The 24470-nt window shown below is 50.0% G+C and carries 21 protein-coding genes; 11 read left to right on the top strand and 10 right to left on the bottom strand.

Annotation, left to right across the window (positions count from 1 at the left end; translation table 11 throughout):
* Positions 1-2: 2 nt before the first annotated feature.
* Positions 3-1604 carry a PucR family transcriptional regulator ligand-binding domain-containing protein gene (locus tag U6B65_07000; GenBank protein ID WRS28867.1) on the bottom strand — a complete coding sequence of 534 codons (1602 nt, stop codon included), beginning with the start codon at positions 1602-1604 and terminating at the stop codon, positions 3-5.
* Positions 1605-1734: 130 nt separating this feature from the next.
* Between U6B65_07000 and U6B65_06995 the strand changes: the two genes are divergently transcribed.
* The 6 genes from U6B65_06995 to U6B65_06970 all read left to right on the top strand — a co-directional run bounded on the left by U6B65_06995 (position 1735) and on the right by U6B65_06970 (position 10553).
* Entirely contained in the window at positions 1735-2955 is a 1221-nt protein-coding gene (locus tag U6B65_06995) for an MFS transporter (protein ID WRS28866.1), read from the top strand.
* Positions 2952-5975, top strand: a complete 3024-nt coding sequence (gene fdrA / locus U6B65_06990; protein WRS28865.1) for an acyl-CoA synthetase FdrA — start codon at positions 2952-2954, stop codon at positions 5973-5975. The genes U6B65_06995 and fdrA overlap by 4 nt, the downstream gene beginning before the upstream one ends.
* 50 nt (positions 5976-6025) lie before the next feature.
* Positions 6026-6856 (top strand): DUF2877 domain-containing protein, encoded by an 831-nt coding sequence (locus tag U6B65_06985; protein WRS28864.1) that lies wholly within the window; start codon positions 6026-6028, stop codon positions 6854-6856.
* Positions 6853-7812, top strand: a complete 960-nt coding sequence (gene arcC / locus U6B65_06980) for a carbamate kinase (protein ID WRS28863.1) — start codon at positions 6853-6855, stop codon at positions 7810-7812. The genes U6B65_06985 and arcC overlap by 4 nt, the downstream gene beginning before the upstream one ends.
* Before the next feature lie 152 nt (positions 7813-7964).
* Positions 7965-9209, top strand: coding sequence for a dicarboxylate/amino acid:cation symporter (locus U6B65_06975; protein ID WRS28862.1), 1245 nt, complete (start codon positions 7965-7967; stop codon positions 9207-9209).
* Between the two features lie 111 nt (positions 9210-9320).
* Positions 9321-10553, top strand: coding sequence for a M20 family metallo-hydrolase (locus U6B65_06970; GenBank protein ID WRS28861.1), 1233 nt, complete (start codon positions 9321-9323; stop codon positions 10551-10553).
* A 279-nt stretch (positions 10554-10832) separates the two neighbouring features.
* On the opposite strand, the gene U6B65_06965 is transcribed toward U6B65_06970, so the two are convergent.
* The 9 genes from U6B65_06965 to U6B65_06925 form a co-directional block, all read right to left on the bottom strand.
* A complete protein-coding gene (locus U6B65_06965; GenBank protein WRS28860.1) occupies positions 10833-11810 on the bottom strand; it encodes a nucleoside hydrolase in 978 nt (325 codons plus the stop codon).
* 15 nt (positions 11811-11825) lie between these two features.
* On the bottom strand, positions 11826-13148 hold the full coding sequence (locus tag U6B65_06960) for an amidohydrolase family protein (protein WRS28859.1): 1323 nt from the start codon (positions 13146-13148) through the stop codon (positions 11826-11828).
* A gap of 3 nt (positions 13149-13151) precedes the next feature.
* Positions 13152-13913: a nucleoside phosphorylase gene (locus U6B65_06955; GenBank protein WRS28858.1), complete on the bottom strand. Its 762-nt coding sequence runs from the start codon at positions 13911-13913 to the stop codon at positions 13152-13154.
* A 43-nt stretch (positions 13914-13956) separates the two neighbouring features.
* Entirely contained in the window at positions 13957-15141 is a 1185-nt protein-coding gene (locus U6B65_06950; protein ID WRS28857.1) for an MFS transporter, read from the bottom strand.
* Positions 15138-15953, bottom strand: a complete 816-nt coding sequence (locus U6B65_06945) for an ABC transporter ATP-binding protein (GenBank protein WRS28856.1) — start codon at positions 15951-15953, stop codon at positions 15138-15140. Before U6B65_06945 ends, U6B65_06950 begins: the two co-directional genes overlap by 4 nt.
* Entirely contained in the window at positions 15940-16812 is an 873-nt protein-coding gene (locus tag U6B65_06940) for an ABC transporter ATP-binding protein (protein WRS28855.1), read from the bottom strand. Before U6B65_06940 ends, U6B65_06945 begins: the two co-directional genes overlap by 14 nt.
* Positions 16803-17570: an energy-coupling factor transporter transmembrane component T gene (locus U6B65_06935; GenBank protein WRS28854.1), complete on the bottom strand. Its 768-nt coding sequence runs from the start codon at positions 17568-17570 to the stop codon at positions 16803-16805. The genes U6B65_06940 and U6B65_06935 overlap by 10 nt, the downstream gene beginning before the upstream one ends.
* A 108-nt stretch (positions 17571-17678) precedes the next feature.
* The gene (locus U6B65_06930) at positions 17679-18353 is read right to left on the bottom strand and encodes an ECF transporter S component (protein WRS28853.1); all 675 of its coding nucleotides are present in this window, start codon (positions 18351-18353) and stop codon (positions 17679-17681) included.
* Between the two features lie 96 nt (positions 18354-18449).
* A complete protein-coding gene (locus tag U6B65_06925) occupies positions 18450-19187 on the bottom strand; it encodes a GntR family transcriptional regulator (protein WRS28852.1) in 738 nt (245 codons plus the stop codon).
* A 254-nt stretch (positions 19188-19441) separates the two neighbouring features.
* Here U6B65_06925 and U6B65_06920 point away from each other — a divergent pair, with 254 nt between their 5' ends.
* The 5 genes from U6B65_06920 (at position 19442) to U6B65_06900 (ending at position 24461) form a co-directional block, all read left to right on the top strand.
* Positions 19442-19996, top strand: coding sequence for a hypothetical protein (locus U6B65_06920; protein WRS28851.1), 555 nt, complete (start codon positions 19442-19444; stop codon positions 19994-19996).
* Between the two features lie 406 nt (positions 19997-20402).
* The gene (locus U6B65_06915; GenBank protein WRS28850.1) at positions 20403-21956 is read left to right on the top strand and encodes a spore germination protein; all 1554 of its coding nucleotides are present in this window, start codon (positions 20403-20405) and stop codon (positions 21954-21956) included.
* Positions 21949-23088 carry a Ger(x)C family spore germination protein gene (locus tag U6B65_06910; protein ID WRS28849.1) on the top strand — a complete coding sequence of 380 codons (1140 nt, stop codon included), beginning with the start codon at positions 21949-21951 and terminating at the stop codon, positions 23086-23088. Before U6B65_06915 ends, U6B65_06910 begins: the two co-directional genes overlap by 8 nt.
* Positions 23089-23157: 69 nt before the next feature.
* Positions 23158-23322: a hypothetical protein gene (locus U6B65_06905; GenBank protein ID WRS28848.1), complete on the top strand. Its 165-nt coding sequence runs from the start codon at positions 23158-23160 to the stop codon at positions 23320-23322.
* Between the two features lie 29 nt (positions 23323-23351).
* The gene (locus tag U6B65_06900; protein ID WRS28847.1) at positions 23352-24461 is read left to right on the top strand and encodes an endospore germination permease; all 1110 of its coding nucleotides are present in this window, start codon (positions 23352-23354) and stop codon (positions 24459-24461) included.
* Positions 24462-24470: the final 9 nt, after the last annotated feature.

Genomic DNA, 24470 nt, shown 5'->3' with positions numbered 1-24470 from the left:
GGCTACTGATTCATGATGTAGATGCACAGGCCGCTGTAAATGGAGGCCAGATTATGAGCATCCTCCAACGAAACGCAGATCAGCTCTTTGATTTTTGCCATGCGCTTTAAAAAAGTGTTGCGGTGAATGTAGAGCTTATTTGCTGTCAGTGTGGAGTTGTAGTTGCATTCAAAATAGGTTTGCAGTGTCAGCATCAGTTGGGAGTTGGCTGCTTGGTCGTAATCGGCTATGGGCTTTACCGTATCCTCATAGATACGCTGTTGCTCTTCCTTAGGCAGCTGGTAGAGCAGCCAAAAGATCAGGTAATCCCCAAAATATAAAACGGTGGTGTTTGGCAGCTTGGCCGAGAGCAGCAGCATAAAGGAGGCTTCCCGATAAGAGGCCGGGATTTCCTGAAGCTTTTGCCCGGTTCGGCTGATGCCGATGTAAAAGAGGCCGGCGGTTTCCTTGAGCAGAGCATCCGCTGTTTGCAGTGCAAAAGTGCCAAGAGTCTCTTTTGCTCCAAACAGATAAATGCAGATGCAGTTTTGATTCCATGCAATAAAATAGGAGTCCGATTTGCAGGCAGCGCTTTTCAGCGCAGATGTAACCGACACCACTGTTTTCTGGCTGATCGATCCGGCGCCGGCACTGCGGGGGGAGAGCAGCAGGCAGATGCGGGGCTTGGTGTATGAAAAGCCATAGTGATTGCACAGGAGGGTATCCTCCAGCTCGTTGTCGTTGGAGCCGTTTAAGAGGAACTGAAAAAAAGGATCGTAATACCGGTGAAAATCCCCCGAAGATTTCGGCAGGCTCACACTGGAAAAGGTAATGATTTTCAAAGCATGGCGCAGGGTATCCATAGGCAGCGGGTCGTTCTCATCGGCCAGAATGCACAGGGAATAGCGATTGTCCGGAAAAGGCAGAACCACGGCACTGCGAACGATATCGTTGAGCTTAAAGGGGAAAGTGGGGTAGCTTTCCAGGTCACTTGCGGTACCCGGCCGTGAAGGGAGCGCATCACAGGAAATTTCCAATGTTTCACTTTGCTCAAACAGGCTGAAATCCTGTTCCAAGAGGGAAAACCACTCGCACTGATATTGTTCGTTCATGAGAAAAACCGATTTTCCCAGATAGTCGGAGAAAATATCCAGAATTTCCCGGGTGTGCTTTTTTTCAAAGCAAGCGCTGAACAGGCAATTGTAAAAAACCTGTTCTTTAAAAATATCCTGAAACTGCTCCTGATAAAGCTGGTCGTTCACCAGCTTGGATACATCGGAGAAGCTGTAGTTCAGTGGAAGCTCAATAATGGGAAGCCCCAGCTCTTCGGAAAGCCTGAGCATATTTTCCGGCACAACCTCCAGAAAACGCTTGGTTTTGATGCAGAGAGCGGCGCAGTTCACGGCCTTTAAATCCCGCAGAGTGTCTGCCTGCAAGCTTTGGTTATCCGCAAAAACATAACCGGTGGTGAGCACCAGCTCATTTGGCTTCATCCACTGAATCACTTCCGGATTATCCATGATGTTGACACTGCCTATAGGTGTATCCACACAATCCGGGCAGGTCATCAGGGTCAGGTTTTTGAGTCCGCTGTGGTGCAAAAGCCATTGAATATCGGTTGGCATAGGATTCCCCCCGCTTGCTTACAAATAATTGATCTGGCTGATTCTGTTTCATTAAAGCATAAATAGCAAGCGTTTGCAAGAGAATGGCTGTGCAAGTGCCTTTGCGTATGTTCCAAAGGAGAATAACCCCATGAAAACAAACGAAAAAAACGATTGGAAAGCGGTTGTCGCTCTGCTGTGTCTGGGCTGGGTAATGATTTGGATTTACCGCACCATGCTCACCCCGGTTTATGATGAAATACAGGCCGCCATCGGGCAGTATTCCAATCTGCAAATCGGGATGATCTCAAGCATGTATTTTTTTGCCTATGTTCTTGCCCAGATACCCGGGGGCATTTTAATGGATCGGGTTGGCCAAAAGGCTGTGCTGGTGCCGGGCTTTCTGTTGTTTTTTGCGGGCATCGTGGTAACCGGGCTGGCAAGCAATCTGCACACCATCTTTGTTGGCAGTGTGTTGGCTGGAATTGGCACCGGCACTTATTACAGCGGCGCATTTTCCCTGTCAGGGGAGCGGGTTCCCCCACAGCATAAGTTTTTTGCAACGGCACTGATTAACAGCGGCTGTGCGGTGGGTATGATAGCGGGTTACCTTTCCGGGGGTATTCTTGTAAAAAGGCTGGGTATTCACTGGCGGTATATGGTTTTTGCGGCAGCGGCAGGTGTTCTGCTGGTAGCGCTGCTGTTTGTTTTTGGCTTGAAAAGGAATGGAGGCTCACAGCGGCAGGAGAAAAGTGCACAGAAGGTAAGTGTGCGAACCTTTTTCAGCCCCAAGCTGCTGGCTGCTTATTTTTTGTATTTCAGCACCTGCTATGGTTACTACATGATCGTAACCTGGCTGCCCTCTTTTTTGGAAACAGAGCGAGGCATGAGGGGCAGCACCGCCAGCATCTATGCCTGTGTGGTGGCGGCGGTATCCATACCGGGGGCGCTGCTTTTGGGGAAGCTGCTGGATCGTTTCAGCCACAAAAGAGTGCCGATGATGTTCTTTTTGCAGCTGGCCTCCGGGGTGATGCTGCTTCTGCTGACAAAATTCACATCGGTTTTTCTCCTGCTGCTCTGCCTTGCCTTATATGGCCTGTGCGGTAAGCAGGCTATTGACCCGCTGATTGTTCCCCATGTTTCCGGCAAAATACCGGATTGTGTGCGCTCCACCGGCCTTGGTATCTTCAATTTCTTTGGTATGAGCGGCTCTGTTTTTGCACCGGGTATTACAGGCTATGTGCAGGATCAAATGGGCAGCAAGGTCTATGGGTTTTATATAGCGGCGGTGCTGTTGGCAGTCAGTGCGCTCTTGTTTTACATTGGTGACAAAAAAGCTTCTGAGCAAACCGAGAAGGTGGAATATAAATGATACATACAATCATTCAGCAAAACAGCTACATGGATTCGGTGGAGCTTATGCTCCTGAGCAAAAAGCTGGGGCATTTTCCGGGTGTGAACAAGGCAACCGTGATGATGGGCAGTGCGGCCAATCTGGAAATTATGAAAAGGGGCGGCTTTGACTGCGCTGAGCTTGCAAAGGCTATGCCCAACGATATGGTCATAGCGGTGGATACAGAGGATGCCGCCAATGCGGAGGCCATTGTTGAGGCTGTCCGGGAAGCGCTTGCAGGCAAAGGTAAGCAGGAGGCGGCTGTGGGGGAAAATCTGCCGGTGGTGAAAAGCTGGGAGGCTGTTAAAGCTTTGAACCCGGCAGGCAAAGTGGCCCTGATTTCCGTGCCCGGTGAATATGCGGCGGAAGAAGCCAGAGAGGCCCTGAAGCTGGGGATGCATGTGATGCTGTTCAGCGACAATGTCTCGGAAGAGGAGGAGCGTGCACTCAAAGAGGAGGCGCATGCAAAGGGCCTGCTGGTTATGGGAGCCGACTGCGGAACCTCGGTGCTCAGCGGGGTTCCGCTTGCTTTTGCCAACCGCAGCAGGCGGGGGAGCATCGGCATTGCAGGGGCAGCGGGCACCGGCATTCAAGAAGCGGCGGTTATGATTGAACGCTTTGGCGGCGGCATCAGCCACGCCATTGGCACCGGCGGTCGTGATTTACACGAGGCAGTGGGTGGCATCACCATGAAGGCGGTCATCAGTATGCTGGAGCAGGATGAAGAAACCAAGGTCATTGCCATCATCTCCAAGCCCCCGGCACAGGCGGTGAAGGCGGAGCTGGAAAAAGCCCTTGCTTCACTGAAAAAGCCCTGCGTAGTGCTTTTCCTTGGAGAAAAGGAGCCAAAAATCTGTGGCGGCGTTCACTATACCCAAACAACCCGGCAGTTGGCACGAGCGGCTGTTTCTCTTGCCGGTTTACAGGCAAACCCCTTGCTTGTAAGCGAGGAAAACAGTGAGCCTATCCTTGGTAGTAATCAGCTGCTTTTGGGGCTTTTCTCAGGCGGTACCCTAGCCAAAGAGGCCGCTTGGCTGGCCGAAAAAAGCATGCAGCTCCATGGCAAACAGAACCGTGAGGGCTATGTGCTGTATGCGGAAAATTGCCGCATTCTTGATTTGGGGGACGATCTGTATACCAAAGGCAAGCCCCATCCTATGATGGACCCTACCGCAAGGAGTGAAAAGCTTCTGGAGCTGGTTTTGCCGCTGGAACAGCCTGCTGTCGTACTGTTGGATGTTGTGTTGGGGCAAGGCTCAAGCGAAGAGCCAGCTCTTGAACTGGCACAGGCAATCCGCCGTATTCGGCAGGAAAAGGCACAGGAAAACCATGTGGCTTTTGTGGTGAATCTGCTGGGAACAGAGCAGGATAGCCAAAAGCTTGAGAAGCAGGGAAAGCTGCTCACAGATGCCGGGGCACATGTGCTGTATGGCAACACCGAAGCGGCAGAAGCCGCCCTGGGGCTGGCGGGCTGCCAGCCTGCTGACTATGCAGAGGCTGTTTCCACACCCGCTCCACAGGCTCTTCCTTTGGAACAGCCCTCTGAAGTAATGATGGAGCTGCTGCGCCATAAGCCGGGTGTTGTGAATGTGGGGCTTAAAGGCTTTGCCAAGGATTTAAAGGCGGCCGGGGCCGATGTGGTGCACTTTGAATGGAAGCCCTTTGCCGGGGGGGATAAAACCCTGCGCCGAGCCATCGAGTTTTTGGATGCCTACGAGTTTTCGGAGGGGCCTTACCGCACCGTTGCGGAGGCGAATCAGGCGGTTTTGGATAAGATCACACAGAGTGTCCCCTGCTTAGTAGATGTGGTTCCCGCACATACCGCTGCCGAAGTATTTTCCCACGGGCGGCTCCTTCTGCATGCAGGCCCGCCTATGACATGGGAGGAGATGACACATCCCATGCAGGGCTCCTGTGTGGGGGCGGCGCTGTTCGAGGGCTGGGCCGAAACCGAGGAAGAAGCGTGGAGCCTTTTGCGCAGCGGTGGAGTTCGCTTTCTGCCCTGCCATCATGCAGGCTTTGTGGGGCCTATGGGTGGTATCACCTCGGCGAATATGCCAGTGCTTCATGTGCGCAATACAGCGGGGGGCAACAGCGCCTACTGCACCATGAACGAGGGGATCGGTCAGGTGCTGCGCTTTGGTGCTTATTCAGAGCCGGTTATCCAGCGGCTGCGCTTTATGCGGGATGTGCTGGGGCCTGTGCTGCACATGGCGTTGCAGAAGCTGGAAAACGGCCTGAATATTGGCACCATGGTCAGCCGTGCCATTGCCATGGGGGATGAATTCCACCAACGGAACATTGCGGCCTCTCTGGTGTTCCTGAAAGAAATGGCCCCGGTGATTACAGGTCTTGCTATTCCCGATGGGGATAAATACAGTGTCATCAAATTTCTGGCAGATACCGACCAGTTTTTTCTTAACATCATGATGGCCGCCTCCAAAGCGGTGATGGATTATGCCGCCACAGTGGAGTGCGGCACGGTGGTAACGGTTATGAGCCGCAATGGCAAGGATTTCGGCGTGCGCATCAGCGGCATGGGCAGCCGGTGGTTCACAGGGCCTGTCAACACGCCCAAAGGGCTGTATTTTACAGGCTTTGAGGAAGAAATGGCCAACCCGGATATGGGGGATTCTGCTATTACCGAAACCTTTGGCGTGGGCGGGATGGCCATGATTGCGGCACCGGCGGTTACCCGGTTTGTGGGTACTGGCGGCTTTGAGGATGCATTGGCCATCAGCAACCGTATGCAGGAGATCTGCCTTGCCCACAACCAAGCCTTTCCCATCCCGACTTGGAATTTCAAGGGGGCGTGTCTGGGCATTGACAGCCGCAAAGTCGTGGCAACCGGCATCACACCAGTCATCAATACAGGCATCGCACACAAGGTAGCGGGGCAGGGGCAAATTGGTGCAGGAACGGTCAATCCGCCGCTGGAGTGCTTTTCTCAGGCCGTTTTGGCCTATGCCAAGACACTGGGATTTGATGAAGTAAAATGACAATTCTACGCTGTGTAACAAGGGCATATCCACTTTTTCAGAGGGAAGCTGTGGGAACGGTGCATTCCTGCTATGGCAATGTGGTAAACCTGCTGGTGGAGCAACGCCTTTATGCCCTCCATGCCGTCGCTGTTGCCGCAACACCGATTTCTCTGGTCACTGACGGTTGGGATTCCCGGCAGATGGAGCAAATTTCCGCTGGGCAGGAGGCCCGCTTTTTGAAGGATGGTCTTTTGCTGGGAACGCAAAGGCTCTCTTTTAAAGGAAATAGCTGGGAACCTAGGCTTTCGTCTATCCTGCGCCTTGAGGCACTGCTGCGGATTTGCTGTGCCGCCGAGGAGATACTCCCACACTATAAAGAGCGTGGCGGTTTTGGGGATTTGGTGCTGGGGGGGGGTGCTCCCTGTGGAAGCATACTGGAGCAGGTTCTTGCAGAGAAGCTCACTGAGCTGCAAGCGGGTGTCAAGCAGGGTCAGGAGAAATTTGCAGCCGCTTTAAAATCGCTGGTTGGGCTGGGTACCGGGCTGACTCCCTCCGGGGATGATTTTTTAGTGGGAATGCTGTTTGTGTTTTGGTCACTGGGCGCTCCGGGCAAGGCGTGGCTTGGGCAAATGACCTCTGCATTTGAAGGAGAGCTTGGCCGCACCAATACAGTCAGTGCCGCCTTTTTGCGCTGTGCGCTGGCGGGGGAGTTCGGTGAAAAGCTGCACCGCCTGCATCACTGCGTGGATTCAGGCCACCAGCTCGGCTTTGGCGTGGAGGCTGTGGCCCAAACGGGACACAGCTCGGGTATTGATACCCTCAGCGGCATTGTGTGCGCAGCCCGTATAGCCCTTGAGAACAGCTCGCAAAAAGAAGAAACAGAGGAGGCCTGCGGATGAGAACCGTTGTGATTGCCATCGGAGGAAACGCCATCACCCAGAGCGGACAAAAGGGAACGATAGCGGAACAGCACCAGAATATTGTGCACTGCTGCAACATCATCGCGGATTTGGTGGAAGCCGGTGACCGGATTATTCTCACACACGGCAACGGGCCTCAGGTGGGGAGCATTGTGCTGCAAAACGACATTGCCAAGCATACGGTACCCGAAAATCCGTTGGATATCTGCGGCGCACAAACGCAAGGCAGCTTAGGCTATATGATTTCCCAGACGTTGATGAATCTGCTGAGCCGGCGCCGCCTTGATAAAAAGGTGGCCACCGTGCTGACGCAGGTGGTGGTGGATGAAAAAGATTCTGCCTTTCAGAACCCCACGAAATTTATCGGGCCTTTCTTTAATGAGGAAGAAGCCGAGATGCTTGGCCGTGAAAAGGGCTTTTGCATGCGGAAAGACAGCGACCGTGGCTACCGCAGGGTGGTGGCTTCTCCCATGCCCTTAGAGCTGGTGGAAAGGGATGCCATTGAGGCCCTGCTGGAGAAGAATTTTCTCCTGATTACCGTGGGCGGAGGCGGGATTCCGGTTATCCGCACCAAGGATGGCGACCTGCAAGGGGTAGAGGCTGTGATTGACAAGGACTTTGCATCCGCTATGGTGGCATGCGCTGTGCATGCCGACATCTTGGTAATTCTTACCGGGGTTGCCAAGGTGGCCCTTGGTTATGGAACCCCTGACCAAAAAGAACTGGATTCCATGACTGTTTCACAGTGCCGGGAATACCTGTGCCGGGGGGAGTTCCCGGAGGGAAGCATGGGGCCGAAAATACGCGCCGCTATGCAGTTTGTAGAGGCTGGCGGAGGGCAGGCGCTGATCACCTCCATCGAGCATATGCAGAGCGCACTGGAGGGGCAGGACGGCACACGAATTCTGCCGGAGGAGCAGACCGCAAAAGTGTAGGAAGTGCACATCGTTATTCGCCAACAAAAGACGGTTTGCACATTGAAATCCGGCCTCGGATACGATAATATAATTGCAATAAGGAAAAGAGCAGTCTCAATGGCGAGCACAACGCCATAGGACTGCTCTTTTTTAAATTGAGGAGGAAGAGTATGAGCGTTCAGAAGAAAAAACTATCACTCACCACATGGATCATCCTTGCAACCATTGGGGGTCTGATCTTCGGCAGTCTGGTGGGGCCGTGGGCAGGCAATGTCAAATTCATCGGAACCATTTTCATCCGCTTGATTCAAATGTCCGTTGTGCCGCTGGTTATGACCTCTGTTGCCGGTTCTCTTGCGGGCATTCAGGGAAAAGGCGCTGGGAAAATGGGCTTCACCACATTCGTTTGCATAGTTGTCTTTACCCTGATCGCGGCAGGTCTTGGGTTGGCACTGGGCATGATTGTGAAGCCGGGAATCGGCATTAACATCGGCACTGTGGCATCCACGGCAGAAGTTGCCAACACCAGCATTCAAACAACGCTGACCAACTTTGTATCCACCAATATTTTCTCGGCCATGGCCGCCGGCGATATGGTGCCCAGCATTGTGTTTTCCATTCTGTTTGGCGTTTGTGCAGGTGCTTATGCCAGACAAACCGAAAACCCTCTGATGCTGGATATTCTGAAACAGGCCAACGGCATTGTTATGGGCATGATCACGGTTGTGATGAAGCTTGCCCCTGTGGGTATCTTTTTCCTGCTGGCCGATGTTGCGGGAACAACAGGCTTCACCGTTATTTTGCCTATGCTCAAATTCCTGCTGTGCCTGCTGATTGGCGATGTCATTCAAATGGTGCTGTTCGGTTCTTTCACCGCCGCTTTTTGCGGAGTCAGCCCCCTGCGGCTGCCCCAAAAATTTGCTAAGGTTTCGTTAATGGCCATTGCTACAACCTCCTCTGCCATATGCCTGCCCACCGAAATGGACGATATGGTCAACAAATTCGGCGTGGATAAAAAAGTGGCTGATTTTGTGGGGCCGGTTGCCATGTCTATGAACAGCACCGGTGCTGTTCAGTGCTATGTGCTGGCCATTCTCTTTATGAGCCAGGCCACCGGTATGACTCTGACCCCCTCTCAGCTGGGGCTTTCCATTCTGCTGGCCTGCCTCATGTGCATGGGAACCATTGTTGTGCCGGGCGGTATGATTGTAACCTACACCTTCTTTGCTGCAACACTGGGTCTGCCCACAGAGGCTGTAGCCATCCTCATTGCCATCGATTGGTTCTCCGGTATGTTCCGCACTGTCATCAACGTGGATGTTGACATTATGGTGGGTATGATCGCCTCTAAGGTAAGCGGCGCCTTCCATAAGGACATATACAACAGCGAGGCAATCCAAGAAGCACAGGTATAATTTCTTTAGCTGGAACAGTGGTTTTGCTTCTCTGCCTTTTGGTAAGGAAGCAAACCCTGTTTCCACTTTTTGTCCCCAGATGAAACAAAACAACAGAAAGAGGATAGATGCATGGAATCCAGGAATACAACCGAAAGAATCCGTGAAAACCTACAGCATTTAGAGCAGTTTACCGCAACGCCGGGAAAAGGCTGCACCCGGATGCCTTTTACCAAAGAAACCCGGGAAGCGGCGGAATATCTGAAGGAGATCATGGCGGATGCCGGCCTTGAGGTGGAAGAGGACTGTGTGGGCAATCTGTTCGGGGTTCTTCCGGGGAGTGACCGTGCTCTTCCGTGCATCATGGCGGGTTCTCACTATGATTCGGTATACAATGGCGGCAATTATGATGGAATTGCGGGCGTTGTGAGTGCCATTGAGCTGGCACGGATTTTTCGTGACGAGGGAATCCAGCTCGCTGCGGACTATGTAGTGGCCGCCTTTATGGATGAAGAAGGCTGCCGGTTCGGAACCGGCTACTTCGGCTCTAAATGCATGCTGGGGCAAATGACAGTGGAAGAATGCAGGCATTATACAGATAAGAACGATATATCCGTTTATGACGCCATGAAAGAGTATGGCCTTGTGCCGGAGAATCTGAAAAACGCCGCATGGCCAAATCAACGGATCGGGCATTTTATCGAGCTGCACATTGAGCAGGGGCCGGTGCTGGATGCAAAAAAGCTGGAAATTGGGCTGGTGGAATGCATTGTTGGCATTCAGCGGTATATGGTAACGGTGAACGGGCGCTCGGATCATGCCGGCACCACCCCCATGAATATGCGGCAGGATGCTGTTGACATTGCCTGCAAGGTAATTAGCCGCATCGGCGATATGGCTAGAGAAAAGGGCGATGGAACGGTAGCAACAGTGGGATACATGAAGGCGCAGCCAAGCGCAATGAATGTTGTGGCGGCCTCGGTGGATTTCAGCATTGACATTCGTTCCACAGACAATGCCATTATCTGTGAGCTGGCGGATAATATCTGGAAGCTGTTGGATTTTGAGACCAAGCTGGTTGGAGCAAGCTACGGTGTGGATACCAAGCTGACCATTACCCCGGTCAGCCTGAGCGGCCCTATGCTGGATGTGATGGAAGCCAGCTGTCTCCGGCATGGGTATACATACCAGAAAATGGCCAGCGGCGCAGGCCACGATTCTCTTGCTATCGGCCAGACTTTGGACACTGTCATGATTTTTGTGCCGAGCAAAGATGGAAGAAGCCATTGCCCCGTGGAATATACACCATACGAGGATTTTTCCAAGGCCATTCAGGTTTTGCACGATCTGATTGTGCAGCTATAGCAAATGCTCTCCCATAAATTGCAAAACCCTTCCTTCCTAGATTCAGTAAAGTATAATCAGCTGATTCTAACAAGCCTTATCGGGCATTCTTCCAACAGGTACATGCAGAACGGTTGAAAATTTTATGCGGCATTGCTTGCTATTCCCGATCGCTCACGAAACAACGCCCTTGCAGGCTATAAAGAAAACCGCAGCCGCCCTTATGATTAGGGCGGCTGCGGTTTTATATGGCTTTATCAGCAAAAAAGATAAAAGGATCACGGCGCTGACCTAAGGTTCCTATATCTTCCCTTCCAGACTGTTTTTCATAGCCTGCAGGCATCGGACTTTATCAATGTCATACACAATGCTGACTGGTTCATTGGCGGAGGCAAAGTTGCGGCGATCCACCACCAGCTTGCCGTCGGCCCAGCCGCTCAGGCAAATGTCGCAGGCATTTTTTTGCTGATTGGTTACCATGTCGGGATCAATGACACCGCACACCGTAATGGCATCGTGAATAGCCACTGCTTGGTTGGGGCAGATATCCAACAGGGTGCAGCGGTGAATAAATCCATCGATCAGATCGCCCACAAATTCACCCACCTTGCCAAGCTTGCGGAATTCATTGGCGTCCTTGTGATCGCATTCCACGATCTCCGTGGCTTCCAAGGTGAAAATGCGCATGGGTATACCGCTTTTTAGGACGATTTGAGCCGCTTCGGGGTCATCGAAGAAATTCGCTTCCGCAGCGGGTGTGCGGTTGCCACCGTTAACACTACCGCCCATGATCACCAGTTCTTCAATGTTGTGGGCAATTTCAGGAGCCATACGCAGGGCCATGCCGATATTGGTTAGGGGGGCAACGGCGATGATGGTGATTTTTTCTTTGGTGCTGCGAAGGGTCTCTACCAGATAGCTGCATGCATGCTGTTCCTGTGCTTTGGTTTTAGGGGCGGGCAAGGGGAGATGGGGCTCATGAATCGAGATATGCTCGCCATTTATGGTTTTTTCCACTGTCTGCATACGCACATCCAGTGCACGGCCCGGCATCAGGTTGCGCACCATCGGCTCTGGGCAGCCTGCATAAACAGGAATATCCTTGCCGGAAAGCTCCACAATTCGCAAGGTATTATCCACAGTGTTCTTCAGCGGCTGATTGCCGGAAGCCACAGTGAGTGCCAGCAGGTCTATTTTGGGGCTGAGAGCTGCACACAGAATGGCAACCGCATCGTCCGTGCCTGTATCCACATCCAGTATGACAGGTATTTTCTTCATGGTTTTTTCCCCTTTCTAAATGGTGAGAATTTTTTTATCCAGCTTTTCCAAAAGCGATTCGCACTTTTGAAGCACATGGGATTGGTTGAAATGAACCAGCTTCTTATCCTGCAAAATTAGTCGGCCATCCACAAATACAGTGTCCACCGCATCGCCAGTGCCCGCAAACAGAAGATTGCTCAGGCGGGTGTTTTGGTTGCTCAGGCGGATATCACTTGCTGTATCCACAAGAATAAAATCGGCACGCTTGCCTGCTTCAACCACGCCGGTATCCTCGCATTTGAGTGCCCGGGCCGCGTTTTGTGTCATCATCTTATAGGTAGTGCCAGCATCCATCACAGTGGGGCGAAGTGTGGCACCCTTTTGCAGGAACGCACCCAGCTTGGCCTCCAGCAGCATATCCCGGTTGGAACTGCTGGCTTCACCATCACACCCAATGCAAACATTGATGCCCAAATCAAGCATTTTGCCTATTTTGGGGATTCCATCGCTTATTTTGAGATTGGTGCAGGGGCAGTATATCGGGTTTGCCCCCGATTTGGCGATGAGGCTAAGCTCGTCATCCTCCAGCCAAATGCTGTGAGCCAGCAGTGTGCCCTCATCCAGAAGGCCATAGTGGTATAGCGCCTCGCCTTCACCCATGCCGAAGTTTTTGCGGATTTTTTCCGTTTCCACCGGGCCTTCTGCAAGGTGTGTGTGGTAAATCAGACCCCGCTCTTTGGTGAAGTGTTTTAGGGCCTGCATCATTTCTTTGGTACAGGCCGGCATCCCCGCCGGGGCACAGGAGGTGCGGATGCGCCCGCCTGCCACACCGTGGTATTTCTCGTACAGCGCCTGTGATTGAGCAAGTGCCTGCTCCACTGTGCACAAGGGTGTCACATCGTTTTCCGGGATATCGGTATGGCTCATACCCACCGTTGCCCGAATGCCTGAATCCAGAATGGCCTGCAAGGTGGAATCCAGATAGCGCTCGCCGCACATTTCGTTGATATTGGTTGTGCCGAAACGCAGCCCTTCCAAACAGCCCAGCAGCACAGCGTAATAATTATCTTCCTCAGTCATGACCTCTTCGATTTTGAACATGCGGATCAGCCATTCCACAATGGGGTAATCATCCAGATAGCCCTTGCTGAAGGTTTGCAGCAAATGGCTGTGGCAATCGGCAAAACCGGGCAGCAGCAGCTTGCCCCCTGCCTCGATGATGGTTTCATCCCCAGCTGGAACAATATCCGGCTGAACCTTTGTTATAAAAGCACCCTCCACCAGAAGGTCAACCCGGCGTGTGCCAAGAGTTTCAAAATTGGCCAGATCACAGCCACGGATCAAATACTTTTCCATAGCTTACCTCCCGGCCCCATTATCCTGCTCAATAAGCTTTTTCATCGCATTGCAGGCAATCTGGATGGTGTTCTCGGTCATGGATTCATAAGCCATAATAGCGCCTGCCCGGGCCCCCCGGATGGAGGATAGAACAAACAGGGTGGAAGCTTCCATCTCGCTGGCCATAACATGGCCGGTTTCCCATGCCTGCCAGCGGGTATGCAGTTCGCCTGCACAGGGCATGCTGTCCGGGTCATGCTGGCCATAAAAGCTATCCTTGGATTGGCCCAAGCCCTCGGTGAAGTTGGCCCCGGATTCTTTGGCCGCCTGCACCAGAGCTTCTGTTACAGTGCGGTTGGCAATGGCCGGGTATTCGATGGGAATGTATTGGCGGGTTGTTCCTTCATCCCGCACTGCACCAGTCAGCACAACACCTTCCAAAGTTTTATCCCAGCTGTCTTCACAGATGCGCCCGCAGGTGCCAACCCGGATAAAGGTATCCGCCCCGCAGTGAATCAGTTCCTCGATTGCAATAGCGGCGGAGGGGCCGCCCATGCCGGTGCTGGTAACCGAAACAGCCACTCCGCTGAGTGTACCTGTCCAGGTTTTATGCTCACGGTTGTGTGCCACCAGCTTTGCATTTTCCAGATGGCGTGCAATCTCATCTGTGCGGAAGGGGTCCCCCGGCAGCAATACATAGCGGCCAACATCGCCTTTTTTGCAGCAGATATGGTACTGCTGGCCTTTGCTGTTCAAGACCTCTTTTGACTGTACATACGACATATTACATACCTGCTTTCTTCTCGGTTAATAAAAACTTCCCCATTTAGGAATGCTGGGTTCTTTTATGCAGCGACAGCATTGCCGCTGCACTGATAATTGTAATCACCATGGCGGCTGCGCTGTATAGAAATGCCCCTGTTACAGAGCTGGCGTTGACAATGCGCCCAGTCAGCAGAGGGGTCAAAATATCGGAGGCTCCCCCCACAAGGCCCACAATGCTGGCAACCAGTGCTTTGTGCGGCCCTGCATCCTCGGTTGCAATTGTAATCAGCACCGAAAAGAGCACCCCACTGAATAAGCCTGCTAACGTAAAGTTCACAAAGAATACAGTCAGGCTTTCCATTAAAATGGCACTGCCCAGAAAAACCAGCGTGGCAACACTGTTAAACAGCATAATCTTGTGTGCCGAAAAGCGGCGCAGAATCGGAATGAAAAGAATGCTTCCCACCATGGCGCCAATGCTGAACATAGTGAGCACATTGACTGCAACATTTTCCGGTGCGCCAAAATGCATCACATAAGCCGTTGTATAGGTGTGCACCACATTGACGATGGCGGAATAGAAAAACATGCCCACCAACAGACACACCATGAAAAGAACATTTCCCTTGAAAGAAACAGAGGAGTGGGGCTGCTTGGAGGTTTGCTTTGGCTGTGCATTCTGATAGCTTTCCGGCATAAAGAAGGTTCCCACAAAGCAAACAAAGGCAAGTGCGCCGAAGATGGTGTACATCAGCTTCCAGCTCAGACCCAGCGAAAGTAAAATGGACATGGCAAGGGGGGGGAGAAAGCATCCTGCACCAAAAAAGGCCTGCCCGGCGCTCATGGCACTGCTGTAGGAGCCGGGGAATTGGGCCGAAAGAACCACCGGGCATCCGCTATCCTGAAAGCCCATGCCCGCGCCGGCAATGGCCATCAGCAGCATTGCCACCCAGTAATTGGTGTTGATGGGCATAAAAATCAGGTTGACCGACAGCGCCAGAAACCCCAAGCGAAAAGCTGTTCGAACCCCAAATCTTTCGGTGATAATGCCGCAGAAAAACACCATAATCACCCGGCCAAAAGCAAAAGCAGAAGCCAGCGCTGCTACCTGTTCCAGAGAAACGGAAAAATGCTCTTTCAGTACCATAATGGCTGCGCCAATGCAGGTGCAGGCAATTCCGGTGATCAGGTACATCCCGTAAGCCTCAAGCACTGAAACGAACGAGCGCACACTTGTTTTTTTCATACGATAAGTGACCTTTTATTTAATGCCTCCAGCAGCTGTTGCTGGTTGACAATCCCTTTCCCTAAATTCAGTTCCCATGCAAGCCTGCATATGGGGGGCTGCTTCAGTGCGGCCGCTTCCATGACAGCATGATCCCAAAAGAGCTCCCGCACATCGCCATCCCGCACAACATGCTTGTTGGCCATCACAATGACACGCTCAAAGTTATCAATGACAAAATCCATATCATGGGTGATGGTAATCACCGTTTTGCCCAGATCCCGCAGGCGGCGGATCATCTGGGCCAGCAGCGAGAGGCCGTGCAAATCCTGCCCGGCAGTGGGCTCGTCCAGAATAATCACATCCGGGTTCATGGCGATGACACAGGCAATGGTCACAAACTTGCGCACCGAAAGAGGCAGGTTATAGGGGTTGGTGTGCAGCTCGTCTTTTAGGTCACACAGCTCGGTGGCGAGGTCTATCCATTTTTTGCTCTCCTGCTCCGGGATTTTATTGGCACGGGGGGCGTAGGTGATTTCTGCCTCCACGCTGGATTGGAACAGCTGATCATCGGGATTCTGGAAAACATAGCCCACCTTGCGGGCGATCTGCGCAGTTGTAAACTCCCGGGTATCCTTGCCGTTTACCAGCACGGTGCCCGAGGTAGGCTGGTAAAGGTTGTTCATCATTTTAACGGTGGTGGTTTTGCCTGCACCGTTTTGGCCGATGATGGCCACCGATTCACCGGCTTCGAAGGACATGTTCACCTGCTCCACGGCAACGAATCCGCCGGGGTAAGCAAAGCTGACATCCTGCAATTCAATGACTTTCACTGTTCACCGCCCCTTTGGCTAAAATCCCTTGCAGCATCTCAAGGCTTTGCTCGTGGGTAATGGGTATTTTCTCCACTTCATACCCATTTTCGCGCAGAAGATGCCCCAGCCGTGCATAGCTTGGAATCTGCGTGCCATGCTGAAGCAGCTTTTTGCTGCTGAGTATGCTGCCGGTAGGCCCTTCCGCCAGTATCCGGCCATCTTCCATTACAACGATACGGTTGGCATAGCGGGCCATGTGTTCGATTTTATGCTCCACTAGAATGACCGTTTTGCCACGATGCTTTACCAAATCCAAAATATCGAAAACCTGCTCGGTTCCCAAGGGGTCCAGCTGGCTGGTTGGCTCATCAATCACCAGAATATCCGGGTCCATGACCAGAATGGAGGCCAGTGCCACACGCTGCTGCTGCCCGCCTGAAAGGGCGAAAGGGTTTTTCTCACTTAAATGTGCGATGCGCAGCTCTTCCATGATGGCTTGTGTGCGGTGGCGCATATCAGCCGGGTCTACACCCAGATTTTCCAAACCGTAGCATATTTCATCAAAGACCGTTTCTTTTACATAGCTGATCTGGTTAAAAGGATTTTGAAACACATACCCAATGCGGGTGGATAAGTCCCCCAGCGGAATTTCAGCAAGGTCTTTCCCTTCCAGCAGAACCTTGCCAAAGCTGTTCCCTTTATAAAAGCTGGGGACAAACCCCCGAATGGCATTGCAAAGAGTGGTTTTGCCACTGCCATTGGCGCCGATAATCCCGATAAAATCCCCGGCATGAATATCCAGTGTAATGTTTTTAAGCGAAAACTCATCGCTTGCCGGATACTGATAGCTAAAATCCTGCAGTTCAATCAACGCCATAATAAAACCCTCGCAATCACCGCACATACCATCATAGCCCAGCCAGCAAACCCCAAGATTTTATCCTGTCTGCTGTGCACCAACGTGCGGATGTTGGTTTTTTTGCATGGTGCAGAAAAGGCCCGTGCCTCCAGCGTAAGAGCCCGTTCCTCAATGCCGGAGAAAGAGCTTAATATCAGCGGAGCCAGCATGGGGATAAAGGCTTTGAGACGTGTGGAAAGCTTGCCCTTTGTTTCAATTCCCCGGGATTGCTGGGCATCCATAATCACTTCGGAACGCTTTTTGGTCTGGGGAATCATTTGCAGAGTGGATAGGATAACATAAGAAACAGTGGGTGATACACCCATTTGTTCCAGAGCCAATATCAAATCCTGAACCTCTGTTGTTTGAAAGTAGAGAATGAATGCACTGGCAATGACCAGCAGAATACCGCAAAGGCGCAGTGCAAAGTGGATGCCTTCCCATTTGACACTAAATATCCAGATGTAAAAAATCACATCGGTTCCCGAGCGGAACATCGATTGGAGAACAAAAATCAACACCATCAGCAGCAGCACCGAATGGCATACCTTTTTTAAAAAGGTTCCCAGGTGGGAGCCGGCCGCAGCCAATAAAGCCATTAAGGCAAACAGTGCATATTCATACTGCCATGCAGGCACCAACAGCACCAGCACAGAAAACAGGAGCAGATAAATCAGCTTTGTGGTGGGGTAAAGTCTATGTAAAAATTTATGGGAATAACTTCTGGCGGTTTCCATGTGACCCTCCATTGAAACTTTAATCAGCCCATAAGGAGATAAGCGATTGGCCAGTTACCCTTTACGGCAACTGACCCATCGCGCTCCTAAAGCTACTGGCGCAAACAGCTATTGTTGGTCATCCGAAAGATCCAGTTTTTCTGCGTTAATGGCTGTGGGAGCAACACCTGATGGGGCAGAAACGGCAACCTTTGCCTGATGCTTCATGAACTGTGCCCCACACGGATATTTGACTAGAATGCGGTCGCTCATGGCTCGAATAATAATGTAAGCAAGAACAATGGAAAGGCCCTTATCGGCGATTTCAGTGAATACCTGAGAAGTAAAGACAGAGGTCAGCATATTTTGCCCCGCAGCCATCATCAAAGCGGTGATATACGTGCTGCCCGTTCCGGTGATTCCGCCGTAAACATACATAACAATGGGGGAACCGACGATGACACCCACCAGTGTGACACACAGGATGGAAACAACGATTTTCCACCACTTGGTAAACATTTCCTTGCGGGAGAGAAAGCCGGATACCAAACCGATGATCCCGCTCACAATGGCAAAGGGGAAAAAGTTAGGTTGGAAAATACCGTTGATTACATTGCTCAGAACACCAGTGACAAGCCCAACCCATGGCCCAGCCAGAATACCGGCCATAATAGTGCCGATTGAATCAATATAAAGGGGAAGCGCCAATGCGGCTGCGATTTGTCCGCCCACTACATTGAGTGCAATGGCAACCGGGATTAAAAGAATCGTCATTAGGCTAAAATCTTTTTTAATATTGTTCATACAATCACCCCTCAAATAAATTATGTGCATTTTTTATTTTTACACGCACGAGCCCGGGCGCAGTGCGAATAAAACAAGGTAAAAATTTTAAATGACTCAGTTGCGGTATAGCTGAACAGCCAGTTCAAATACCTGTGAATTTATGTAGGTTTTATTGAAAAACAATAGCTCTTCCCGTTCACCGTGTACGATTTGCTGCAAAAGCAAAAGTGCGGTGCTGGGAGGCTCCTTGAAAATCCCGGCATAGAGCTTGCCCGCCGAGGTGGCACTGACAATGCAGTTGGCCGAGCGGCCCATTTCATCCACTGTACGAACCAGTTCATTCACGCCCGCATCCGTAGGCGCAGCTGCAATGGTTTTGGGAGGCACAAAGTCTAAAAGATAAGCATAAACAGCACCTTTCGGTGAGGTGTTGGTATAAATTCGCTCAAATACATAAATGGGGGAACCTTTTGGTAAACCTAAGATTTCACTTTCCAAATCATCTACATCCTGCAAGGTCACATGTGTTTGCTCCAGCTGGAAGTCAATGTTCTGGCGGCGCAGAAGCTCTTCCACAGGGGCATAGTTGTTAACACTGCTGCCTTTCATAAAGGGCTGACGTGTTACAAAGGTACCGGCGCCCTGCTTCTTATAGACCAGTCTATCCTCCTGCATCAGCTGGATAGCCTGCCGAACCGTGTTGCGGGAAACATCAAACCGGTGAATAAGCTCATCCTCTGTGGGCAGTTTTTCGCCGGGCTGCATCGGCTTGATCATTTCGCATAATGCGTTGTATACGGCAATATAACGCGGAAGCCGCGCCTTTGAGCTGGATGGGTGTATTTCCTGCATAAGATTCATTCCCTTTCGGTTTTGGAACTTTTCTTGTTAATGCAATTATAGTCACTAAATTTGGTATAAGTCAATAATTTATTGGTACCAATTTTAAAATTTGTATACATTAATAAAAAACATACCAACTATTTGTTGCTTCTTCTTTACTAATATATTTCAAAATAACACTGAAAATGATACAATAATAAAAAACGGTAAGCTGAATTTATAACGAAAATCACAAATTATGGAACTGTAAAAGGGGCTTAGGGATGAAAAAGATTATTTTTGTCAGCCATTGTATTCTAAACACAGCTTCTAAGGTGGAGCTGTATAATCAGGAAGAGATTGAAAGCGAAGAAGCCCTGCGGCTTTTATTTGTCAAAAAGGCTTTGGATAAGGGAATTCAGTTTGTTCAGCTGCCTTGCCCGGAATTTTTGATGTATGGTGCTATTCGTTGGGGACATGTCAGCGACCAATTTGACAACCCTTTTTTCCGCCAGCGGGTATGTGAAAGCCTGCAAAGCTTTCTTTATCAGCTTCAGGAATATCTGGCTCATCCTGACAAGTTTTGTGTTTTGGGGATTGTAGGCATCGACGGCAGCCCCAGCTGTGGTGTGAAATACACCTGCACTGGCAAGGGTTGGGGCGGCGATTTCTCAGGACGATGTGATCTCGATCAGGTGCTTTCCAGTGTGCGGTTGGTAAACCACCCCGGTGTTTTTATAGAAGAGCTGCAAAAAATGCTGGGGCAAAACAACATTGATATTCCGATTGTGGGCTTGTTTGCAAATGAACCGGATCGTATACTGTCATTGCTTGATTGATCCACCTTGCTGGGCCCTCGGCAGCGAAAGAACAGCCTCAGTTTGGGTTGTGTATCAAGGGGATATCCGGTTTACACAAAAGAAGCCCGCTTTAGAATTTCTTCTAAAGCGGGCTTTTTGCTATATAGCGGCCTCTTCTGTTCAATAGTATTCTTGCTTCAGCTTAGCCATTATTGCCATAGCTGTTAAATTGTATATTTGAAATATTCAATTGATTTTTTGCCTGGAAAACCCCTTTTAAATCTTAAGAATTCCAATAAAAAATACAGGTTTCAGGGCACTTATTCTTCATACTCATGGGAATAATAGAGGGAAATTGCACCACACTAAAGTCGTTAGATCAATTTGACTCAATGACTAGTTTTTTTATGGGTAAAATGCAAAACTCACTTTCAAAGGAGAATCCATGTTCAAATTATTTAAAAAATCATCCAAAGAAAAAGAACAGATTATAGAGGAAAAAGTGAACCAGTGGAATGCCCCTCTGGAAGAAAAGCAGGTATGCGCTTCGCTGGATGATAATATTTCCATCAGCCATCAGCTTTTCAGTGGTATGGATATTATTCAGTATAGGCAAGTTGAAAGCGGGGGAAAAACACCTCTGCGGTGTTTTCTTGTGTTTTGTGAAGGTTCTGTCGATGCGGAAATCATTAACAGCAATATTATAAGGCCCCTCATGTGCCATGTTCCGGATGATATCCGTGTATCCCCGGAGACACTTTTGCAGAGAGTCATACAGGTTGGCGAAACCAAAACAGCAGGCTGCTATAAGGATGTGGTAGAAGGGGTTATGTGCGGCAATACAGTCCTTTTTGCCGAGGGCTGTGATCAGGCGTTTGTGCTGAATACCAAACACTTTGTCGTGCGCGCCATCAGCGAGCCGGATAATGAAAAGGTGCTGGTAGGGCCTCGGGAAGGGTTTACAGAATGTCTGATACAGAATATTTCCCAGATTATCCGCCGCCTGCATACCAACGATCTGAAAACAAAAAGGCTGGTGTTGGGTAAGCGCACCAAGACCTCTGTGTATGTATGCTATTTTGATAGTTTGGCAGATAAAGGGATTGTTCAAAACATTCTGCAAATGCTGGATAACATTGATATTGACGGTGTGTTGGATTCCAACTATATCACGGAGCTGATTCGGGATAAACGCTGGAGCGCTTTTCGTACAACAGGCTATACCGAGCGGCCAGATACTGTGGTGGGTAAGCTGCTGGAGGGGCGCATTGCCATATTTGTGGATGGATCGCCCATGGTGCTGACTATCCCTTATTTGTTCATTGAGAATTTTCAGAGCAGTGAAGATTATTACCTAAGCTATTATTACACCTCTTTTGCCCGCATACTGCGATTCTGTGCCTTTTTGCTTACCATTACCATCCCCTCCTTTTATATTGCCATTGTGGCGTTTCATCAGGAGATGATGCCCCTTGAGCTGTTGATCCGCATTGCTCTGGAACGCCAAAAGGTGCCGCTGCCCGCCGCCTTGGAGGCTGTGGTGATGCTGCTGGTGTTTGATATATTGCGTGAAACAGGCATTCGTATGCCCTCCAACATCGGTCAGGCACTGAGCATTGTGGGTGCGCTGGTAATCGGGCAGGCGGCGGTAGAAGCCAGTTTGGTTGCTGCACCCATGATTATTATTGTAGCGGCCACGGGCATCACAGGGCTTTTGGTACCCAAGCTCAACGCACCCATCCTTTTGTGGCGTTTTTTCTTTTTGTTTCTGACTTCACTGTTTGGGTTCTTTGGCTTTACCATTGCGTTTTCCGTCATTATTATTCACATCACCAACCTGACCTCATTTGGAGTTGAACAGGTCACCATTGAGGGCGGTTTTCATTTTCAGCATGTTAAGGATATTTTTATCCGCGCACCGTGGCCGTTTATGATTGAGCGCCCCCGAGAGATTACGAAAAACCGAACCCGGCAATCGAGAGGTGACGGCAATGGCTAAGCGATTGCTCATTGTTCTGCTTAGCCTGTTGCTTACATTGTCTCTAAGCGGATGCTGGAACTATAGAAGCCTTGATCAGTTGAATCTTGTGGTTGGCATTGCCATTGATTTTGATAAGCAAAACAATCTCTTTGATATCAGCTATGAGGTAGCCAATAAATCTTCCTCCGACATGAGCAGTGATATCCAGAGCCGAATTATCCGTTCGCAGGGGAAAACGCTGATGGATACGGCCCGAAATGCAAAAAACAAAGAAGCGGATAAGCTGTTTTTCGGCTGTTCCCAAGTTCTGGTTCTCAGCAAGGATCTGGCAATGGAGATGGATATTTCCTCGATATTGGATTGGTTCCTGCGAGATGCGGAGTGCCGGGAGACCCTGTGTGTTGCCATTTCGCAGGAGGAAACAGCAGCGGAAATATTAAAAGGTCCGGATAAAATGAACGGTATCATGAGTTCCATAGCCCACGATATTATTCGTGAAGACCGGGATGTCACCGGGCTGTCAACCCATAGCCAGCTGTATGAGATTTACAATGCATTGAATTCTCCCCGCCAGTCGGCGGTTCTTCCCGTGCTTCGCAAGGTTAAGAGCGACGAAGGCGAAATCAACGAGATTAATGGGTCGGCTGTGATAAAGGGCAGCCGTTTGGTAGGCTTCTTAACCCCGCAGCAATCCAGAGGGCTGCTGTTTGCCGAGGATACACTCAATCGGGGCGTAATCACACTTTCTTTGTCGGATGAAATGCCCGGGGATGACCTGACACTTGAAATTTTTAAAAACAACACAAAAAAATCCTACTCCTACGAGCAGGGTCTTATTACCGTGTATATTGAGACAGAAACCAATGTGTCAATTGATGAAAACCGCAGCCATCTGGATGTGATGGATAAACAGGTCGTTGAGCAAATAAAGAGCGCTGCTGCACGGAAAATTGAAAGCAACATCAAAGAAGTGGCCGATATCCTGCAGCACAAACTGAATACCGATGTGCTGGGTTTTGGCGAAATGATCTATAAAGGCGATCTTCCCCTTTGGCATGAGCTTGCTCCCCAGTGGGAAGAAATTTACCCCACCGTGGAGGTGAAGGTTGCTTCCAAGGTGAATATCATAAACTCTTCATTCAACAAGTAAGGTGGGATTTCACTGATTATCATCATTCTGCTTCTGGTTTTGGCCGCCGCTTTATACGATAGCCTTACAGTGTTGAAAAAGACCGACAAGCGCCATAAAATTATTTACGCCACGATTATGCTGGTTGGCCTTAGCATATTGGTGTTGGATTCTCTGGAGGTTGATATACCTTCTCCATCGGATCTCATTGTTGCTTTTTTTGATGCTGTTTCGCCTATTACCCGCCTCAAGTGACCGATAAAGGGATCAGAAAGGATGAAACCATGCAAAGTGAAAAACTCTCTTTAAATCAAGCGATCTTTGTTATTATGCTGTTTAATATAGGGAGCAGTGTGATTATGGGCATCAGCACCAAGATGGTACAGGATACTTGGCTGGTGATTTTAGTGGCAACCTTTATTGCCATTCCTGTTTTTTGGTTATATGCCCGCATCTTACAGCTCTTTCCGGAAAAGAATATTTTTCAAATTTTGGAGCTGTTGTTAGGCAAAATAGGAGGGAAGGCCGTTTCTGTTCTTTTTATTTGGTATTCTCTTCATCTTTCAGCTTTGGTTCTGCGCAATCTGACAGAGTTTGTCGAAATATCTTCTCTGCCGGAAACCCCTCAGCTCCCCATTATGATCCTGCTGATCCTGACAACGGTTTATCTGGCCAGAAGCGGAATTCATACCATTGGGAAATGGTCGATTATCATGGTGTTTTTCGTGTTGTTTGTGGTTTTTATAACCTTTAGCGCCTCCATTGGAAAAATGCGGTTTGATGATATTTTGCCTATTATGGAGCACTCTCCGGCACAAATTGCACAAACTGGCTTTGAGACTTTTTCTTATCCATATGGAGAAACTATCATTTTTTTGTATATCGGTCATGCAATCCCCAAGGGAAAAACATACAAGGTGTATTTCCGTGTGTTGGCCATGTGTTCTGTTGTTTTTCTGCTGGTGTTTTTTAGGAATATTGTTTTGGTGGGCCGTGGTGTAATGACCATCAGCTTTTTTCCTTCTTATATCACGGCACGTGTCATGGAAATAGGGGATTTTCTGGCAAGACTGGAAGGGGCTATTTCTTCCAATATGCTGCTGGCGGGTATTGTAAAGATATCCGTTTGCTTGCGGGCCACTTCGGAGGGGGTTAGCCATTTGTTTAACCTGAAAGATTACAAAACGGTGGTTTTGCCTGTGGGTATATTGTCTCTTGCGCTGTGCAGCATTCTTTATGAGAACACCATGGATATGTTCCTGTTTCTGGATTACTACGGGTACTATGCCTTGCCCTTCCAGCTTATTATACCGCTGTTGCTGTTGATCGTGGGAGAAGTGCACATTCGAAGGGATAAAAACAAAAAAATACCCGGAGCCGCAGCGGGTATCTAAGATTCTCTG

It is taken from the genome of Oscillospiraceae bacterium MB08-C2-2, assembly GCA_035621215.1.
Lineage (GTDB): Bacteria > Bacillota > Clostridia > Oscillospirales > Ruminococcaceae > WRAV01.
This window is presented reverse-complemented; position numbering and strand designations above follow the sequence as displayed.

Coding starts and splice junctions, on each gene's coding strand:
- U6B65_07000 (WRS28867.1), bottom strand. CDS start 1,604: ATGCCAACCGATATTCAATGGCTTTTGCACCACAGCGGACTCAAAAAC.
- U6B65_06995 (WRS28866.1), top strand. CDS start 1,735: ATGAAAACAAACGAAAAAAACGATTGGAAAGCGGTTGTCGCTCTGCTG.
- fdrA (WRS28865.1), top strand. CDS start 2,952: ATGATACATACAATCATTCAGCAAAACAGCTACATGGATTCGGTGGAG.
- arcC (WRS28863.1), top strand. CDS start 6,853: ATGAGAACCGTTGTGATTGCCATCGGAGGAAACGCCATCACCCAGAGC.
- U6B65_06975 (WRS28862.1), top strand. CDS start 7,965: ATGAGCGTTCAGAAGAAAAAACTATCACTCACCACATGGATCATCCTT.
- U6B65_06970 (WRS28861.1), top strand. CDS start 9,321: ATGGAATCCAGGAATACAACCGAAAGAATCCGTGAAAACCTACAGCAT.
- U6B65_06965 (WRS28860.1), bottom strand. CDS start 11,810: ATGAAGAAAATACCTGTCATACTGGATGTGGATACAGGCACGGACGAT.
- U6B65_06960 (WRS28859.1), bottom strand. CDS start 13,148: ATGGAAAAGTATTTGATCCGTGGCTGTGATCTGGCCAATTTTGAAACT.
- U6B65_06955 (WRS28858.1), bottom strand. CDS start 13,913: ATGTCGTATGTACAGTCAAAAGAGGTCTTGAACAGCAAAGGCCAGCAG.
- U6B65_06950 (WRS28857.1), bottom strand. CDS start 15,141: ATGAAAAAAACAAGTGTGCGCTCGTTCGTTTCAGTGCTTGAGGCTTAC.
- U6B65_06940 (WRS28855.1), bottom strand. CDS start 16,812: ATGGCGTTGATTGAACTGCAGGATTTTAGCTATCAGTATCCGGCAAGC.
- U6B65_06935 (WRS28854.1), bottom strand. CDS start 17,570: ATGGAAACCGCCAGAAGTTATTCCCATAAATTTTTACATAGACTTTAC.
- U6B65_06930 (WRS28853.1), bottom strand. CDS start 18,353: ATGAACAATATTAAAAAAGATTTTAGCCTAATGACGATTCTTTTAATC.
- U6B65_06925 (WRS28852.1), bottom strand. CDS start 19,187: ATGCAGGAAATACACCCATCCAGCTCAAAGGCGCGGCTTCCGCGTTAT.
- U6B65_06920 (WRS28851.1), top strand. CDS start 19,442: ATGAAAAAGATTATTTTTGTCAGCCATTGTATTCTAAACACAGCTTCT.
- U6B65_06915 (WRS28850.1), top strand. CDS start 20,403: ATGTTCAAATTATTTAAAAAATCATCCAAAGAAAAAGAACAGATTATA.
- U6B65_06910 (WRS28849.1), top strand. CDS start 21,949: ATGGCTAAGCGATTGCTCATTGTTCTGCTTAGCCTGTTGCTTACATTG.
- U6B65_06900 (WRS28847.1), top strand. CDS start 23,352: ATGCAAAGTGAAAAACTCTCTTTAAATCAAGCGATCTTTGTTATTATG.